Source organism: Chryseobacterium sp. (genome assembly GCF_022869225.1).
GTDB lineage: Bacteria > Bacteroidota > Bacteroidia > Flavobacteriales > Weeksellaceae > Chryseobacterium.
This window is the reverse complement of record NZ_JALIHL010000001.1, coordinates 1,146,748-1,159,894: the sequence shown is the minus strand read 5'-3', so window position 1 is coordinate 1,159,894 and position 13,147 is coordinate 1,146,748. Positions and strand designations below refer to the sequence as shown.

Annotated in this window: 15 protein-coding genes; 4 read left to right on the top strand and 11 right to left on the bottom strand. The window is 38.1% G+C overall.

The features are described 5' to 3' along the window. Positions 1-35 precede the first annotated feature (35 nt). The 7 genes from MUW56_RS05450 to MUW56_RS05420 all read right to left on the bottom strand — a co-directional run bounded on the left by MUW56_RS05450 (position 36) and on the right by MUW56_RS05420 (position 5,365). Positions 36-476: an N-acetyltransferase gene (locus tag MUW56_RS05450; protein ID WP_292012239.1), complete on the bottom strand. Its 441-nt coding sequence runs from the start codon at positions 474-476 to the stop codon at positions 36-38. A 6-nt stretch (positions 477-482) separates the two neighbouring features. After that, positions 483-1,004: a 3'-5' exoribonuclease gene (locus MUW56_RS05445; protein ID WP_292012238.1), complete on the bottom strand. Its 522-nt coding sequence runs from the start codon at positions 1,002-1,004 to the stop codon at positions 483-485. A 219-nt stretch (positions 1,005-1,223) separates the two neighbouring features. Next, positions 1,224-2,423: a tyrosine--tRNA ligase gene (tyrS, locus tag MUW56_RS05440; RefSeq protein ID WP_292012237.1), complete on the bottom strand. Its 1,200-nt coding sequence runs from the start codon at positions 2,421-2,423 to the stop codon at positions 1,224-1,226. Between the two features lie 350 nt (positions 2,424-2,773). Next, positions 2,774-3,364, bottom strand: coding sequence for an NAD(P)H-dependent oxidoreductase (locus MUW56_RS05435; RefSeq protein ID WP_292012236.1), 591 nt, complete (start codon positions 3,362-3,364; stop codon positions 2,774-2,776). A 74-nt stretch (positions 3,365-3,438) separates the two neighbouring features. Continuing rightward, positions 3,439-4,260: an AraC family transcriptional regulator gene (locus MUW56_RS05430; protein ID WP_292012235.1), complete on the bottom strand. Its 822-nt coding sequence runs from the start codon at positions 4,258-4,260 to the stop codon at positions 3,439-3,441. Positions 4,261-4,273: 13 nt separating this feature from the next. Continuing rightward, complete coding sequence (locus MUW56_RS05425; protein WP_292012234.1) at positions 4,274-4,735, bottom strand: GNAT family N-acetyltransferase; 462 nt, start codon at positions 4,733-4,735, stop codon at positions 4,274-4,276. 3 nt (positions 4,736-4,738) lie between these two features. Further along, positions 4,739-5,365 carry a TetR/AcrR family transcriptional regulator gene (locus MUW56_RS05420; protein ID WP_292012233.1) on the bottom strand — a complete coding sequence of 209 codons (627 nt, stop codon included), beginning with the start codon at positions 5,363-5,365 and terminating at the stop codon, positions 4,739-4,741. 99 nt (positions 5,366-5,464) lie between these two features. Here MUW56_RS05420 and MUW56_RS05415 point away from each other — a divergent pair, with 99 nt between their 5' ends. Then, a complete protein-coding gene (locus MUW56_RS05415) occupies positions 5,465-5,599 on the top strand; it encodes a hypothetical protein (protein ID WP_292012232.1) in 135 nt (44 codons plus the stop codon). Beyond that, entirely contained in the window at positions 5,599-6,051 is a 453-nt protein-coding gene (locus tag MUW56_RS05410) for a hypothetical protein (protein WP_292012231.1), read from the top strand. The genes MUW56_RS05415 and MUW56_RS05410 overlap by 1 nt, the downstream gene beginning before the upstream one ends. Before the next feature lie 555 nt (positions 6,052-6,606). Here the strand turns inward: MUW56_RS05410 and MUW56_RS05405 are convergent. After that, complete coding sequence (locus MUW56_RS05405; protein WP_292012230.1) at positions 6,607-8,976, bottom strand: outer membrane beta-barrel family protein; 2,370 nt, start codon at positions 8,974-8,976, stop codon at positions 6,607-6,609. A gap of 138 nt (positions 8,977-9,114) precedes the next feature. On the opposite strand from MUW56_RS05405, the gene MUW56_RS05400 reads away from it, so the two are divergent. Beyond that, the gene (locus MUW56_RS05400; RefSeq protein ID WP_292012229.1) at positions 9,115-9,690 is read left to right on the top strand and encodes a Crp/Fnr family transcriptional regulator; all 576 of its coding nucleotides are present in this window, start codon (positions 9,115-9,117) and stop codon (positions 9,688-9,690) included. Between the two features lie 148 nt (positions 9,691-9,838). Continuing rightward, positions 9,839-10,768, top strand: a complete 930-nt coding sequence (locus tag MUW56_RS05395; RefSeq protein ID WP_292012228.1) for an NAD-dependent epimerase/dehydratase family protein — start codon at positions 9,839-9,841, stop codon at positions 10,766-10,768. 24 nt (positions 10,769-10,792) lie between these two features. Here MUW56_RS05395 and MUW56_RS05390 read toward each other — a convergent pair whose 3' ends face one another. The 3 genes from MUW56_RS05390 to MUW56_RS05380 all read right to left on the bottom strand — a co-directional run bounded on the left by MUW56_RS05390 (position 10,793) and on the right by MUW56_RS05380 (position 13,053). Then, positions 10,793-11,407 carry a hypothetical protein gene (locus MUW56_RS05390; RefSeq protein ID WP_292012227.1) on the bottom strand — a complete coding sequence of 205 codons (615 nt, stop codon included), beginning with the start codon at positions 11,405-11,407 and terminating at the stop codon, positions 10,793-10,795. A 224-nt stretch (positions 11,408-11,631) separates the two neighbouring features. Next, entirely contained in the window at positions 11,632-11,871 is a 240-nt protein-coding gene (locus MUW56_RS05385) for a VOC family protein (protein WP_292012226.1), read from the bottom strand. A 93-nt stretch (positions 11,872-11,964) separates the two neighbouring features. Next, on the bottom strand, positions 11,965-13,053 hold the full coding sequence (locus MUW56_RS05380) for a serine hydrolase (protein ID WP_292012225.1): 1,089 nt from the start codon (positions 13,051-13,053) through the stop codon (positions 11,965-11,967). Between the last annotated feature and the right edge of the window lie 94 nt (positions 13,054-13,147).

Below are 13,147 nucleotides of genomic sequence, written 5' to 3'. Positions count from 1 at the left end.
TTTACCCTAACCTTATTGATCTCTGTTTTTGTATTTTAGAAAGGTGACATTTCCATAAAGTAAGAATGCTCATCTTCGCCAATGATTGTAAAGCCAAGGCTGGTATACAGATGCTGTGCCTTGTTGGTCTTCAAAACGCTTAAAGATACTGTTTTTCCTGCTGCTGATGCCTCTTCAAGGATCCCCGTCAGAATCATCCGCCCTAATCCCTTACCCTGCTGGCTGGGATCAATCTGAAGCTGAAGAACTTCTGTCGTAACATCGGTTCTGTTTATTTTTAATAATCCTATAGGCTGTTGATCCAGGAAAATAATATTTGCTTTTTCAAATTCATACAGAATTCTGCTCAGCGTCGTCTCCCGGTCTGTAGGAAGATTGGAACTGGCATAGTGGGGATTCATGGTTTTCATCCTGAGATCAAGGAGAAAATCAATATCGTTTTCAGTGGCTTTTTTATAGGTCAGATGTACACTCATAGTCTTTTATTTCAGTGCAATTTTCAGGCCCATTTCATTTTTCAGATAGAGGAGAACCTCAGCATTTCCTCTGGCGTCATCTACCGGATGGTGGGTGTGTTCTGTGGTACGGAGATGTTTCCACTGGGCAAAAGTATCCCTTTCCAGTCCGCAGTAAAGATCAGATAATCTTCTGGATGAATAGCCAAAAGGATTTCTTCCGATAAAATGATGAAAATACCAGCAGATAAACATCCAGTCAAAACCATTATTGTCACTGATAAAGATCGGCCTGCCTTTGGAATTTGTTTTGATCCATGCTTCAAAATCCAGCATTACTTTTTCCGGGTCTTCAAAATTCATGGTTTCTTCCCTGGTAAAGCCTGAAACAGCTAATGCTTCATGATTAAATTTCCCGGAAATAGGCTTCAGTTTTCCATAGAATGTTTGGTCCAGCTTCTCATTGACGAGTACTGCTCCAAAACAAACCATTGAAAAATCTCCGGGAATAGGACCGTCTGATTCGATATCGACCATGATGTAGCTCATTGGAAATTCGTTTTTAATAAGACGAAGATATTAATTTAACTTGAGTGGAAATAGAAAAGTTTGGACTTTTGAAAGCCGGGATATAAGAATTTGAGGCCGGAAGACATTGTGATATCGGGAAATAGAGACAGTCATTTGACGGCAACTGCATCAGATTATTTATTTCGGTGTAGGTTTTCTCCATTTTCTCCAACTTTGATCTTCCGGCCTTCAGTTACTTTATACCAGTTCAAAGAAGGCTCTTTTGCCGATTTTTATCCTGGTTTGGGGAAGAAGTTCTATTTCTTTATCAGGAGCGAGTATTTTGACTGTATTCACCTGTATTCCTCCACTTTCAATTAACCTGCGGACTGCTGATTTGCTGAGGTCATTCTTCAGTTGATGGCAGAGCTCTGTCAAACTCATTGTATGCTCACAATGGTTCAGGGAAGTGAGGCTTACAGGCTCAAAGGTTTTCTCTTCAAAGCTTTTATTCTGAAACTGGCTGGTAAAGAACTGTTCTGCACTTTCTGCCGATACCTCATCATGGTATTGGGCGATGATATTTTTGGCGATCAGTTTTTTTATATTCATTGGGTTTTCTCCATTTTCCATTTTTGATTTTAATGCTGTTTTCTCTTCCGCTGAAAAATCGGTGGTCAGATCAATGAATTCATTGATCAGCGTATCCGGAATAGACATGGTTTTTCCAAACATTTCATTTGGTGCGTCTGTAAGGCCTATAATGTTGTTCAGGGATTTACTCATTTTTTCTTTTCCGTCAAGCCCTTTCAATAAAGGCATACACATAACGATCTGTGCCGGGAGTTCATGCATTTCCTGTAGCTGGCGTCCCATGGTGCAGTTGAAAAGCTGATCAGTTCCACCCATTTCAATATCACATTCAATTTTTACAGAATCAAATCCCTGAAGAATAGGATATACCAGTTCATGCATGGCAATAGGCGTATTTTCCGTGAATCTTTTGTTGAAGTCGTTTCTGTGCATGAGCTGTGCGACTGTCACTTTTGACATCAGCTGAATGACTTCTGAAAAATCAAGCGCATCAAGCCAGTCCGAATTGAACAGTATTTTAGTCTTTTTTACATCAATGATTGTGGAGAGCTGATTGATATAGGTCTGGGCATTATGCTTCACTTCTTCTGCATTCAAAGGTTTTCTTGCTTTGTTTTTTCCTGTAGGATCTCCGATTCTTGCCGTAAAGCTTCCCACAACAATAACGATCTGATGGCCCAGATCCTGAAACTGTTTCAGCTTTTTCAGTACGACAGCGTGTCCCAGATGAAGATCCGGAGCAGTAGGGTCAAAACCTAATTTGACAGATAATTTCCTGTTTTCTTCTTTAGCCAGTTTTAATTTTTCTTCCAACCCGTTTTCAGGCAGGGTGATGGCTACATTTTCCTGTAATAAATTGATCATATTGAATGGTTTTATAATGAAAAAGCCCGGACAGCGATTGTCCGGGCTCTATATATATGTTAGATTATTTTATTGAAGTACAGCTATAGAAATTCTTCCCGAACAATAGATCGGAGCGTAATACTCACTGAAGAAAGGAAGACGCAATATGCTGTTGAGATGTTTCATATACAGTGCAAATATAACAAACTTTTTACGGAAAAATCCAATATTTAAACCATTAAGAGACGAGATAGGAAGTTATATAAAAACTAAACTATCTCTCCGGTCTTAATGGTTTAAAATAATGGTTCAAAACAATTTTACTTATCCATTGTAAAGCCAATACCATGCCATAATGAGCTGCTGTTTCAGCTGTTAAGAATGCCTTGACAGTAGGTGTTTTTAATATGTTTTTTCCATATTTCCACATCCTCTGCCCTGGCCCTGTCTGCTTTATCAAAAAAGAAATGCTGGATAATTTCAAAACCGCAGTAGGTGAAAATACCATGATCTGAGGTAAGGGAAAGGGCTTTATCCATTCCGATCCGTTCATATTCATCATGCGATTTTCCGTGGGTATTGATGATAACCGCTTTTTTTCCTTTCAGCAGGCTTTTTTGTACACCCTGATCATAGCAGTAGGCAAAGCCGTAGCTGAAAACACGGTCTATATAGCCTTTCATGATGGCAGGAAGACCCGTCCACCATATGGGATAGATAAAAGTAATTTGATCAGCCCATGAAATAGCATCCTGCTCCTGTTTTACGTCATCAGAAACTTTCCCGGTGCGCTGCCCCTGCATATCAGACAGGGACAAAACAGGATCGAAGTTGATCTGGTAAAGATCTCGGACTCTTGTCTCATGGCTCCCGGATTCAAGGGTTTTCAGGACATGATCCAAAATGCTGTGATTGAGACTGTTTTCATTTGGATGGGCATAAATAATTAAATGTTTCATTGCTCTCTTTTTAAATTGATAAGACAAAAGTAGAGCGGGAGAAATTTTTAAAATTGTAAGAAAACGAAATCTATTTATCCGGACTTCGGATTGCAGATATCCTGCTGGAATTTCAGATATCGGGCAGGAGAAATGTTGAGGAAATGTTTGAAGTCATGGATGAGCTGGCTCTGATCATAATATCCGCATTGATCAATGATGGTAAACCATGTGACTTTGTCCTGTTTTTCTATCTCTTCCTCTATTGCTTTGACTGCTTTCAGAAAACGGTTGTAGCGGTTAATTTCTTTTAACGAATAACCAAACTGTTCTTTCTGTTTACGCTGGATATTTCTTTCCGTTTGTTGGGTTTGTTCGGCAACAATCTTGATCGGATTCAGATGATCATTTTCATGACAGCTTAAAAGCCGGCTGATATGATCCTGATTTTTAAGGTAAGGAGTACAAAATTCAAGGATATGGCCCACCTGGTCTTGAGTATCTTTTATTTCAGCAAGTTCATGCCAAAGTGTGGTAAAACAGTTTTCTTCCAGCAGTTCATCCGGATGTCTCGCTGTTTTATCAAGAGCAATCCTTCCAAAAAACCTAAAGAAGGCATCATTTTTAAAATTAGCGACAAGAATCGAAGTTTGAGAAGGAAGTGTATAGTTAAAAGCCTGTCTTACAGGTCCTAATACCATGCATTTATCCACCGTTATTACTGTTCCTTCCAGCGTAGAAATGAATGCTTTTTCTCCGAAACAGAACAGGAGTATCGTTTGATAGGTCGGTAGTAATGTTTTGGTAATGGCAAGGGCAGAAGTATTTTCTGCAAAATAAAAATGGGTGAATATATTTTCAAATTCCTCCGGGACTGAAATTCTGTATTGATGATATTCCGGCTGTAGTTCCTGCATACGATACTGATGATTATACCAGGTTTTTCTCCATTTTATAATTGATGAGGTCGACACCTTTTACCTTTACAGTTTGTTGGCTGATCACCTGAAAGCCCATCTTTTCAAAAAAGGGTTTTGCTGTTGTGCTGACGTCTGCTGTCAGTTGCTGCTCCTTTTGTTTTATCGCTTCCTTTTCTGTCTGAGTATAGAGGGTAAACGCCACGCCCTGATGCTGATAATCCTGATGTACAAACAGGAGATCAATATAATTTTTATGGAGTGTACAGAATCCAATGATCTTATTTTCAGAAAGGGCAATCAAAACCTTCTGGTCCTGTATAACCTTCAGCCATCTTTCTTCATTGTCAGCACCTGATTTCCATGCTTCAATCTGTTCACAGCTGTAGTCCCTTTTACAGACAGCAGTGATTGTTCCTGCAAAAAGCTGCTTCATTTCTGCCAGGTCATTTTTATTTCCTTTTCTGATAGTCATATTTTATTTGCGGGTGATATAATGGTGCTCATACAGGGTCTGCTGCTCTTTGTTCAGAAAGGGATAAAATAAATTCATCTGTAACAGGGTGTAATGGTGTACAGCAGCTTCTTTATCCAATTTTAATATTAATCTGTTGTGGGTAAGCCAGTTATCAGCAATAATGAAAATTTGCTGAATGAGGCCGTCCAAAATAAAATCAGGAACGTTTTTTTTGAGAATGTTATTCTTTTGAAAACCTGAAAAGATCAGTTGAAACTCTTCCTTCCTGCTGGCGTGGATCTCTTCATACTGGGACCTTATTTCAGGAATCTTTTTTAAGATATCCACAAAATTTACAAAAATAAACCGGTAAGAATAAAAAATCTCGCAAGTTGAAAACGTAAACCGGTAGAGGTCTTCCAGGGTTTTAAGTTCCTTTTTCTTCATACCGTTCAGCAGATCATCCATTTTCAGAACCAGCTCTGCAAAAAGAATTTTGATAATGTCTTCGGAATGCCTGAAATGATAATGCAAGTTTCCCGGACTGATATTGAGATCCGCAGCAATATGCCTGGTTGTAATTGTGGTATAGCCTATTTCGTTAAACAGCTCAAGTGCTTTAAACAAAATTTTGTCTTTGGTTTTCATCTTTCAAATATAAGAATATAAGAGAATGATCAATTATATTTTCAAAATTAGAACAATTGTTCTAATTTTAGTATATTTGTATCTGAACATCTGATCAAAATGGAAGGTAAAAAAATATTTGATTATGAAGCTGCCGAAAGAAATGAGAAGAAAAACGAAAACAGTAGCCGGGATATCATGGCAAAGGTGCTGCAGCTGATCATTGGTTTCATTATGGCAGTATTGCACATGTAATGAAAAAAGGGATTTCATATTGGTTTTTGCTGGGGCTGGCAGCCTGGCTCATCATCATTCTGCTGAGGCAGCAAGGTATTTATCCCCCTGTTATCAATGGTTATTTCACTGATTTTATTACCGTTCCCATGTATTGTTATCTGATAGAACTGATCATGAATAAAGTACTGGCATACCACTGGAAACCTGATCTGAAATTTGTTTTGACTTCAGTTTTATACCTTTCTTTTTTATTTGAAATCCTTTGCCCTAAGCTGTCAGATGTATTTACAGGAGATGTTTGGGATGTGGCGGCGTATTGTGCAGGAGGAATAGGATATTATTGTATCAGGTCAGGATTATTTCGATCTTTCAAATGTAAGAATGTTTTGAAAAATAGGTGTTGCCGGATATTCCATAATAAGTTGGTTATTTTTAAAATGAAAGCGGATGGTAAAGACCCTATCTGCTGAAGTAAAAGTTATTTTATCAGGATCTGCGGAATATTCAAAACGGAAATTCTTTTTTGCGATATTTAATGAAAAAAAATTGTAATCAAAAATGAGAGATTTTAGGTCCTGCATGGCAATATCTGCGATTTGAGCTTCTTTCTCTGTAAAATCGGCAATCATTTTATCTTCCGGATTTTTTGATAGCGGAAGTGTCTTGCAATTGGCAAGCTTCCAGGTCCAATTAATTGAGCTCTCTGCTGCTGGGCTTTTTCCCTGACTGTCAATTCGCTTTTTATAGTAATTCTTTTTAACCCTTTTGCAGTAAGGTTTCTATTCAAAAGATAATGTTTACCCCAATGAGTGGTTTGCAAGGCATTCCCAGTGTCAAAATATAAAAACTCCCGCCAATGATCATTCTCTTTGGTTTTTTAACGAATCAGAGATCCATTCTCCATTGAAGAAATGGTTGTCATACTCTTTATAACAGGAGACCAGCAGAAGTCCTGATACTAATATACTGCTGCCGGTCATTAGCTTTCTTAGCAACACGGGTATAGTTTTGATGCTAAATATAGTTTAATTGCTGCCGCCGGCTCTGTTCGATTCTTCAAACTTCACCTGTTTGGTAGCCCCTTTTACATTATTGTTCCCGAATTTATACGTAAGGGAAAGATGAACATTTCGGGTAATTCCTTTATATTGATAATCTATATTGTATGTAGGGTAATATTCAATTCCTTTTTCCCGGTTGGTATTTAAGAGATCATTCAGATAGAGATTAACGAGAAGTTTTTTATCCATAAAACTCAGCTTTAACCCTGTATACAGTGAAGTATTGGTATAGTAGTAGGTATTTCCGTTTCTATTAGGAAGGCTGCTCCAGAGTCCCAGCATGAATGTTACCGTTTTTTCTTTGTTAAGGAAGAAATTATTATCCATGTTAATATTGGCACTGTATCCTGCCGGTACCGGAAGAATAGCCGGATCATAAGACTTTGATCGGGTATAATATCCATTCACGAAAATATTGGATTCCAGCCATTTCAGTTTATTATAGTTATAGCTGATATTAATTCCCGCCTGATCTTTATTATAAAAATTCTTGGCAATCGTATATCTGTAATTTCCATCCATCATTTGAATCCTGTCCCAGTTGTCTTTATTATAATTATAGTACAGGGTGATATTCAGGTTGTTGTTTAAGACATATCCGAATTCAAAATTATCAGAAAAGGAAGGAAGCAGGTATGGATTTCCGGTACTGTATTCATACTCTGAAGTATAAAATTTGAAAGGGTTCAGGTTTCCAAAATACGGACGGGAAATCCTACGGGAATAATTGAGGGAGAAGGCATGGTTTTCATTGGGTTTATAGCTGATATAAGCGGTTGGGAAAAATTTGCCATACCTGATCTTTGCTGAATTGGTATCATTCATTGACACGCCTTCCAAAGTCGTATATTCATAGCGGAGCCCGGCTTTCGCATCCCATTTCTCGCTGATTTTAAAATTGGTAGATACGTAGGCTGCATAGTTTTCCTCATTATAAAAGAAAGTATTGGTGCGTTCGGTATTAATTTTATACTGGTCATTTTCAATATTGAAGAAATTGAACTCAGAATCATTTTTAATTTTGGTATACTTTAGTCCGGATTCCGTTTTAACTGTACCAAAGGTTTTTTCCAGGTCTGCCTGTCCGGAGTAAATTCTGTATTTACTAATCGGATTGGCCATTGTAGAAATAACCCCGGAAGTAATGGTATTAGAGAAATTTCTGGCGTTGGCATTGTTGATCATCATATTGGCGGTCAGGTTCAGCTTGCCTCCCGTACTGTCCAGTTTTGTTTCATAAAATGCCGTGGCATTATGAACATCCCTGCTGTTTTTATTGTTAAAATTAGACAAAATATTCAGCAGGCCTTCCTCATTGAATCTTGTGGATTTACTTACTCCTTTCTCCTGAGGATTACTGTGGGAATAATTGTAGTTGATCCCCACTAAATTTTTATCACTGATCTTGTATTCTGCCTTTATATTTCCGCTTTTGTATTTATAATTATTGAGATTATCGCTGTCCCGGTTCCAATAATCAGTCGTGTTGATCCCGGTCAGATAATTGTACGTATTGTATTGCCAGTAATTGTCGCCCACAGACAGATTGGTGCTGAGGGATAATTTTTCTCCCTGGTAATTAAACGTGGCACCGCTTCTGGCAGAAACGGTAGGTTTCCCCCAGAAATAATTTCCGGAAGTCTGGATAGAGCCATTCCAGCCAAGGTTGGCATTTTTTTTAAGAATAATATTGATCAGTCCGCTTTTACCCTCTGCATCATATTTTGCCGGGGGTGTGGTAATCACCTCGATTTTAAGGATGTCATCAGAACGTAGGGTCTTCAGATAGTTGATCAGCTCCTGGCCATTGAGATTGAGAAGCCTGTCATTGATCATCACGGCAACATTGCTTTTACCTGCAATGCTGATGGCGTCATCGCTGGTTTTTACCATGGGGGTTTTTGATAAAGCTTCAATGGCATCAATACCCTGAGAAGCTACAGAATTCTCGACATTGAAGACCAGACGGTCTACTTTTCTTTCAAATAACTTTTTCTTTGCGGTAATGGTGACCCCTTCTACCTTTTGTATTGTGACAGGTTCGCTGAGCTGGATGTTTTTTTGAGCGTTACCCTGTACTGTAATATTTTCACTGTTCGTTTTTACTCCGTCTTTTATGATTTCTAATAAGTAGTTTCCATTTTCTCTTAAAGGAATTTTAAACATCCCTTTTTCATCCGTGATCGCAGAAAATTTAGCATTGTCTTTTATAATCAGTACCTCAGCTTCAGCAGCCGGTTTATTTTCCCTGTCTGTAACGGTCCCTTCAACACTTTGTGCAAAAATGAATGAAGTGGATAGAAGGCTGACAAGAATAACGGTCTTTCGATTCATACTTCGTTTTTTATACAAGACAATTTCTAAGGAGATGATATTACATGGGGGCTGTGAAAAATCTTTTTTGGAAAGAAGGTATTTCTGATGTTTTGTTTGGTTATTTTTGCAATGGATTCAGAAAAAAAATCACTTTCAATGCACGATAAATTATTGCAATATATACGTTTAGGTTATGATTTTACCGAGGAAGAGACCGAGGCGGTAAAGCGTTGCTTTGAACCCGTGAAATATTCAAGGAATACAGTGATTGAAGAAGCAGGAAAAGTCCCGAATTATCTTTATTATATTGTTTCGGGCTATATGAGGCTATATTATCCGGATTCCAAGGGGAATCAGGTAACCACCCATATCAACTGCCCTCCCGGCTTTTTTACTTCTTATGCCCATTTTATCAACAGAACCAGATCTGAAGATTATGTAGAATGCATTACAGATTGTGAACTGCTTAGGATTACCAAAGATGACCTTGATTCTTTAGTGGCGGGAAGCCAGGCTATGAAAGACTTCAGTATTTCTGTTTTCCAGCAGTCTATTGCTTATAACGAAAACCGGTCCAGGGAATTGTCAGCTTTGGGAGCTGAACAGCGCTACCTTAAGCTTCTGGAAGATTACCCGGGCATTATTCAGAATGTTCCCATCCAGTATATTGCTTCATTTTTAGGGATGAAACCTGAAAGTCTCAGCAGGATCAGAAGAAAAATAATTAACTAACAAAAGTCAAGTGATTCGGGAAACAGGAAGATGAACTTTGCAGTATTAAAATCAATACAATGACAAAGAATCATCTAAGTCTGGTTTCAGGAGCAAACGGACATTTGGGAAATAATTTGGTACGGTTTCTAGTAAAACAGGAATTCCGGTGCGGGCAACCGTACGGAATATCAGGAATAAGAAACCTTTTGAAAATCTGGATTGTGAAGTGGTATATGCAGACATTACGGATAAAGCTTCATTTGTAAAAGCACTGCAGGGTGTGGAAACATTTTACGCCGTAGGAGCATCCTTTACCTTGTGGGCGAAAGATCCCCAAAAGGAAATTTATGATGTTAATATAAGCGGTACCCGCAATACCATTGAAGCGGCGGCTGAAGCAGGGGTGAAGAGAATTGTCTATGTAAGTTCCATCGCAGCGCTGAACTACAGCATTCTTCCTGCCAAAGAAAGCAACGGCTATAATCCTGACAGAAGGGATATGTACTATAATTCCAAAAACGATGGTGAAAAGCTTGCCTTTGAACTGGCTGCCAAACTAGGAATAGAACTTGTCTCAGTGATGCCTTCTGCAATGATCGGAAGCGAGGCATTTTTACCTTTAAACGTCTCTTACGGGGTTCTCAGGCTTATTCTTAATAAACAAATTCCGGTAGATACTAAAATAACCCTAAACTGGGTAGATGTGAAAGATGTGGCTGAAGGATGCTACCGGGCTGCCCAAAAAGGGCGGTCGGGAGAAAGGTATATTCTGGCGAATGAAAAATGTATGAGCATAACCGATACTACTATTTTAGCGAATACGCTGTACCCGGAACTGAAGCTGAAAGTGCCCGGTTCGGTGCCTAAAGGAATGCTGTTGGTCATTGCCGGCATTATGGAATTCTCTGCCAAATTAAGCGGAAAGGCTCCTGTACTGACCAGAAAAGATATTGCCATGTTTTCAGGGTTGCAGCAGGATTTTGATATCTCAAAAGCAAGGAATGAACTGGGATTTGATCCTAAAAGCCCGGAACAAGCAGTGAAAGATGCATTAGACTATCTGATGAAAAACCCGGAAATTTTAAAAGAGGCCTGAAGAGTCTCTTTTTTATTACCGGTTTTAAAGCTGAATAATAGGACCTTTATAAAATTTTGTCAGATCATACAGATCGTTAAAATAATGGTAGAGGCTTAAATCACTTTTGTCATTCGGATCTTTTAAATAAAACTGATTTTCAGCAAGAAGGTACAAAGATTCATGATCGGCTTTTAAATAATGGGACAGAACATTTTCATGGCCATGATTTCCGTCAAATAAGCTGGTGAAAAATAGTCCATAGATCAGGAACTGATTGAAGTTTTGGGCGTTGACAATATAGTCCAGATGCTGTTGGGAGGACTTTTCATAATCTGAAAGGATTTGCAGGAAATGCTGTACATTATTTGCAGAAGGGATTTCGTAAAAGAGGTCAATACCATGAACAAAAAGCTGTGTTTTGATTTCTTCATGGTTGGCTGGGTACTTATAGCTGAACCATGAAAAAATATTCATCAGCTCTTCTTTCGAGAGCTCTTCTACAGAATCTTTTACCTTCTCTTTTATCGTTTCAAGGTTGATCTGGGAATCAGCCTTCAAAAACTGGGCTATCTCTTCTTCTTCCCGGCAGAGCTTATTGTATAAATTGATTTTAGCAATATTAGGATTGGTTTTAATAAAATAAAGTTCTTCTGCCATTACTTTTTACCAAATGTTTTATGAATATGGTAACTAAAGATACAAAATATGCGGATAATTCAACTAAAAAATACTATGTATAAAATGATAAGTTGATTACCGAACGGTTTCGTGCAGTGCAATTCTGTTTCCTTCAGAATCTTCAAATTCTGCCACGGCAAAGCCATATTTTTCATCTGCTTTTTTGGGATAGAGAATTCTTCCTCCCTGTTGAAGAACCTTTTTCAGGGTTTCATCAATGTTTTCATCCTTAAAATAACTTTAGACGGTGTATAGACATCACCTTTTGCCAATGCCCCGGTAATTCCGCTATTTTTTTCTTCAAAAGGAAATAAGGCCATTTCATACCGGTCTATAAGCTCTTTTTCAAAAGAAAAATTGAAAACTGCGGTGTAGAATTTTTCTGCACGTTCCAGATCATTGACGGGAATCTCAAAATATACGACCGGATTGCTGGATTTCATAGTTGGGATATTAGTCTGTTTTTGTGTCTGATTACAGGATATACAGGTCAGAAGTAAAAATATATAAAATAGGGATTGAAGGCCCATAATAAATTATTTTTTTACAGATGCTACCGCAATCTTTGCCATATTTCTGGTGATCTCAGTAGGAGAGTGGCAGTCGCAATTGCTGAATCCTATCACATAAATATCTTCCTGGGGAATATAGATCCCCATACTTTTGAATCCGAAAATACTTCCTCCATGTTCGCGATCCGGAATTCCGCTGATCTCTTTCAGATGCCAACCATATCCATACGTGAATTCTTTACCATTATTCAGATTATATGTTTGAAATGCCTTTTGGGTTTCTTCAGGGTTTAATAAAACATTCCCGTTTAAAGCCTGCTGCCATTTAAGCATATCATCTGCGGTAGACAATAAGGAACCTGAGGAAAAAGGAACACTGAAACTGATCACGGTTTTATTCACAAATTCCTGCTCTTTTTGATGGTATCCGTAAGCTCTTTTAGGAATGACTTTTCTGTCAGAAGCATAGTAGGAGCTAGACATCCCGGCTTTGTCAAAAATGTTTTTCCTGATAAAATTTTCATACGTTTCCCCCGATACCGATTCTATGATATAGCCCAGAACAACATATCCTGAATTGTTGTAATCAAACTTTTCTCCCGGTGCAAAATCCACAGGTTCATTCTTAAAAAAATCAACCATAGCCTCAGGTTTCATTTCTTTTTGAGCAATGGAAGACAGGGATTTCATTTTGGTGAAATCCTTAATTCCCGAAGTATGGGTCAGAAGATGGTGAATGGTGATTTTATCTCCGTTAGGATAATCTTTGATGTATTTGGAAATAGGGTCGTTGACATTAAGTTTGCCTTGTTGTTCCAGCATCAGAATAGCCACAGCGGTAAACTGTTTGGTCATAGAACCGATTTGAAAAACATGGTCAGGAGTCATATCAACATCAAGCTCCAGGTTAGCTTTCCCGAAAGCTTTCCTGTATAGGACGTTTCCCTTGCGGGTCATCATAAATACACCTCCCGGTTCATTTTTATTCCCGAATACAGTTTGAATAAGGCTGTCAATTTTCTTTTCATCTCTTTTTACAAGCTTTTGGGCATCCACTGCAATGCTGAAGAATAAAAGCAGAGGAAGGGCAATGATCAGTTTTTTAATCATCATATTTATATACTTTGTTAAGCAAAGATATAAATTATTTTTATTACTATGTTATGCAATATAGTAAATTGTGTTTTTAATCTTAACAATGAAATTT

What these genes read in the sequence shown, in the direction of transcription:
- MUW56_RS05390 (WP_292012227.1), bottom strand. Translation starts at nt 11,407, where the DNA reads ATGGCAGAAGAACTTTATTTTATTAAAACCAATCCTAATATTGCTAAA.
- MUW56_RS05405 (WP_292012230.1), bottom strand. Translation starts at nt 8,976, where the DNA reads ATGAATCGAAAGACCGTTATTCTTGTCAGCCTTCTATCCACTTCATTC.
- MUW56_RS05380 (WP_292012225.1), bottom strand. Translation starts at nt 13,053, where the DNA reads ATGATGATTAAAAAACTGATCATTGCCCTTCCTCTGCTTTTATTCTTC.
- MUW56_RS05400 (WP_292012229.1), top strand. Translation starts at nt 9,115, where the DNA reads ATGCACGATAAATTATTGCAATATATACGTTTAGGTTATGATTTTACC.
- MUW56_RS05450 (WP_292012239.1), bottom strand. Translation starts at nt 476, where the DNA reads ATGAGTGTACATCTGACCTATAAAAAAGCCACTGAAAACGATATTGAT.
- MUW56_RS05425 (WP_292012234.1), bottom strand. Translation starts at nt 4,735, where the DNA reads ATGACTATCAGAAAAGGAAATAAAAATGACCTGGCAGAAATGAAGCAG.
- MUW56_RS05430 (WP_292012235.1), bottom strand. Translation starts at nt 4,260, where the DNA reads ATGCAGGAACTACAGCCGGAATATCATCAATACAGAATTTCAGTCCCG.
- MUW56_RS05445 (WP_292012238.1), bottom strand. Translation starts at nt 1,004, where the DNA reads ATGAGCTACATCATGGTCGATATCGAATCAGACGGTCCTATTCCCGGA.
- tyrS (WP_292012237.1), bottom strand. Translation starts at nt 2,423, where the DNA reads ATGATCAATTTATTACAGGAAAATGTAGCCATCACCCTGCCTGAAAAC.
- MUW56_RS05385 (WP_292012226.1), bottom strand. Translation starts at nt 11,871, where the DNA reads ATGAAATCCAGCAATCCGGTCGTATATTTTGAGATTCCCGTCAATGAT.
- MUW56_RS05420 (WP_292012233.1), bottom strand. Translation starts at nt 5,365, where the DNA reads ATGAAAACCAAAGACAAAATTTTGTTTAAAGCACTTGAGCTGTTTAAC.
- MUW56_RS05415 (WP_292012232.1), top strand. Translation starts at nt 5,465, where the DNA reads ATGGAAGGTAAAAAAATATTTGATTATGAAGCTGCCGAAAGAAATGAG.
- MUW56_RS05435 (WP_292012236.1), bottom strand. Translation starts at nt 3,364, where the DNA reads ATGAAACATTTAATTATTTATGCCCATCCAAATGAAAACAGTCTCAAT.
- MUW56_RS05410 (WP_292012231.1), top strand. Translation starts at nt 5,599, where the DNA reads ATGAAAAAAGGGATTTCATATTGGTTTTTGCTGGGGCTGGCAGCCTGG.